At 67.9% G+C, this 2,885-nt stretch carries 3 protein-coding genes and 1 pseudogene; 1 reads left to right on the plus strand and 3 read right to left on the minus strand.

Going from position 1 to position 2,885, the window contains the following annotated elements; genetic code table 11:
- The 3 genes and pseudogenes from G4D87_RS36205 to G4D87_RS36215 form a co-directional block, all read right to left on the minus strand.
- Positions 1 to 292: pseudogene (locus G4D87_RS36205) on the minus strand (adventurous gliding motility protein GltC); the annotation flags it as partial.
- Complete coding sequence (locus tag G4D87_RS36210; protein WP_163787359.1) at positions 289 to 1,059, minus strand: outer membrane beta-barrel domain-containing protein; 771 nt, start codon at positions 1,057 to 1,059, stop codon at positions 289 to 291. The gene G4D87_RS36210 and the pseudogene G4D87_RS36205, both read right to left, overlap by 4 nt.
- Entirely contained in the window at positions 1,056 to 1,883 is an 828-nt protein-coding gene (locus tag G4D87_RS36215; protein WP_163787360.1) for an outer membrane beta-barrel domain-containing protein, read from the minus strand. Before G4D87_RS36215 ends, G4D87_RS36210 begins: the two co-directional genes overlap by 4 nt.
- Positions 1,884 to 2,159: 276 nt before the next feature.
- On the opposite strand from G4D87_RS36215, the gene cglC reads away from it, so the two are divergent.
- Positions 2,160 to 2,672, plus strand: coding sequence for an adventurous gliding motility lipoprotein CglC (cglC, locus tag G4D87_RS36220; RefSeq protein WP_240358892.1), 513 nt, complete (start codon positions 2,160 to 2,162; stop codon positions 2,670 to 2,672).
- Positions 2,673 to 2,885 lie beyond the last annotated feature (213 nt).

A 2,885-nucleotide genomic window follows, 5' to 3' on the forward strand; every position in this document is an offset into this window, starting at 1 on the left:
GCGCGGGGGTGGTCGCCGCGGGCGCCGCCTCCGCGGGAGCCACGCTCGTGGGCGCCTCGCTGGAGGAAGCAGCGGCGTCATCGTCGTCGTCCGCGTCCTGCACCGGCGCGGGCTTCGCCCTGTCGGCGCGGCTCTTGCGGGTGGGCTTCTTCTTCTTGGACGTGGTGCGCTTCTTCTTCTTGGACTGGCCGGAGAGGTCCAGGCCCTCGAAGCTCTGCGCGAAGGTGGGGGCCGTCCACGCGAGCGACAGCCCGAGGACGGCGACACGGATGAGCCGGAAGGAGCGCATCATGACTCGGACCCGAAGAAGAAGGAGACACCCAGCTCGAACAGGAGCTGGTTGCGCAGGTAGTTGCCGGAGACCTCGGTGCCCTTCTCCACGTAGATGAGGTCACGCAGCTCCGTGCGCAGCGTGATCCACCGGTTGAGGAAGAAGCGCGCGCCCACGCCCAGGTTGGCACCCGGCGTGAGGTAGTTCTGCGCCGCCGCGCCCGGCGCGTCACCGGGGCCGCGGTACTGCACCACCGAGGCGCCCGCGACGCCGTACAGGTCGAAGTGGACGAAGGTCTCCGCCAGCAGCGACACCTTGCCGTAGATGGGGGCCCACTGGACGTCCGCGCCACCCAGCAGCTTGATCTGCCCCGGCGCGTTCCCGTCCAGCTCGTTGAGCGTGGGCGGCACGCAGCCGCGCGAGGAGCCCTCGCCGCCGTCCCCGAACGTGCACTTCTGCGCCGCGCCGGCCACCGTGTTGAGGGCGTAGCCCACGCGCAGGCTGATGCCCAGCGTCTCCATGGGGTGGTACGTCAGCGTGCCGCCGAAGATGTACTTGCTGTAGAACGCGTCGCGCAGCGACAGCGTCGCGGACGGGCTGAACTCGAAGCGGCCCTTCTTGAGGAAGACGTGGCCGGAGACCGGCCGGACGCGCTCGCGCAGGGGCCCGAGCCGGTCCTTGTCGACCTCGGACACGTCGCCGGCCTCCGCCTCTTCGGTGGTCTGGGCGAAGCCCAGCACGGGCGCCGTCAGGCAGAGGGCGAGGAGCACACGGAAGAAGCGCTTCATTCCGAGTCCCTCCCCGTCGACTTGAAAGGCAGGAACAGCGAGATGCCTGCGTTGAGCGTCATGACGTTCTGGATGGCGCCCTTGCTGCTACCCAGGGGCTGATCCACATAAGAGGTGTTGATGAGGGCCACGTTGACGGCGATGTAGTCCTGCGCCACGAAGCGCATGCCCAGGCCCAGGTCGGCGGCCGGGTTGAGGCCTCGCCCCGGCAGCGCCGAGGTCTCCGTCCTCACCACGCCCGCGCCCGCCAGCAGGTAGCCGTCGAAGTGGAGGATGGAGTTGAGGAACGCCACCTTGCCGTAGATGGGGCTCCACTCCACGTCGCCCATCGCGGACCACTGGGGCACCGAGTAGTAGATCTTGCTGTTGAAGGTCCGCTTCGCGGTGCGGACGTCATCCGACGGCACCACCTGCATCAGCGAGGCCCGGGCGGAGATGGCCAGCGTGTCCGCCAGGTAGTAGGCGCCCCGGACCGACAGCCCCACCTTCGAATAGAAGGGGTCGTTGACCGAGAGGCTCAACAGCGGCGTCAGCTCGAAGCGGCCCTTCTTGAGGTAGACCTTCCGCTGGACGCTCTTCACCCGGTCTTCCTGGGTGATGTCCGTCAACGGCAACTGCGGATCCGCTTCCAATGGCTCGTCCGCGGGGCGGGACGCCGCGGCCGGTGTGGCCTCCTCCACCGGAGGAGGCGCGGGTGATTCTGCATCCTGCGATGACTCGGCCTGGGACTCGTCGGTGAGGTCGAGTCCCATGCCTTCTTGACCCTGGGCGGATGCCAGCGCGGGCACCAGACACAGGGCGAGCAGCAACTTGGGGCGGTTCAAATCCGGAGGCTCCGTGAGGGAGGGGGGCGTAACTGCCACCGGGGGTGCATCGCGACTCTCGGCCTCCGTATCCTATCGGTCGTATTCCCAACCATCAACCGCGCTGAGCAAGCCTGGTTACCGCCTATCCCTCCGGTATTCCTTCATAATTCCACCCGTCGTACCGCCGTACGGGGGCGTTGGTGTTCCAGGGGCCTGTGCTACCCTCCTGAGGCTCGCGGGCCCCGAGGTCCCGTGCCCCATCCCCCCTTTGTAGAGGTCCGAGGTCCCATGAAGATGTTCGTGCGAACCGCCCTCATGATGTCCGCCGCGCTCCTGTCGGGTGGCTGTGAGGTGGCCAGCGAGATTGGCAAGCCCTGCACGCTGGTGCGCAAGGCGACCCCCGAGGAGGCGGCGGCCAACAACAACTCGCCGACCATGCCCATCCTGGAGCGGGAGATCGCCGCCCGGCAGGACTTCATCTCCTTCGGCTCGGTCGAATGCGAGGACCTGATCTGCGTGCGGGATCAGGACTACCCCCGTGCCCTCAATGAGGATGGCTCGCTGAACCAGGAGGCTCCGGCCCGGGGCTACTGCAGCAAGCCCTGCGTGGAGGGCGCGTCTTCCTGTGACGTGACGGACACCGACGACGTCAACGCCGACCTGCCCGGCCGGATGTCGTGCCGCTCGCTGCTGTTGGATCAGGACACGCTGGAGGCGCTCCGCTCCGCGGACGAGGCCTTCTACCGGCGGACGTTCGGCGAGAACAACTCGCCCTTCTTCTGCGCCGGCGCGCTCATCCCGGGTTGACCCACCCGACACTTTTCGCGCGGAGAGGTAGACCTTTCCGCGCGCCTGGTTCGTAAAGGGAGGGCCCGCGCTGTTCTCGCAAGGAGCCCTGCCTCATGAACCGTACGGTCGTCTTCCTCAGTCTGGCTGGCGGTCTCGCGCTCACCGCGTTGGTGCTGGGACTGCCCCAACTGGGCGCCCCGCCTCCACCGGAGCCGGTTGTCGTCGTGGACC

The organism is Myxococcus vastator, assembly GCF_010894475.1.
GTDB lineage: Bacteria > Myxococcota > Myxococcia > Myxococcales > Myxococcaceae > Myxococcus > Myxococcus vastator.

Bases quoted from the DNA above. Each gene is read 5' to 3' on its own strand.
- G4D87_RS36210 (WP_163787359.1), bottom strand. From the start codon at position 1,059: ATGAAGCGCTTCTTCCGTGTGCTCCTCGCCCTCTGCCTGACGGCGCCC.
- cglC (WP_240358892.1), top strand. From the start codon at position 2,160: ATGTTCGTGCGAACCGCCCTCATGATGTCCGCCGCGCTCCTGTCGGGT.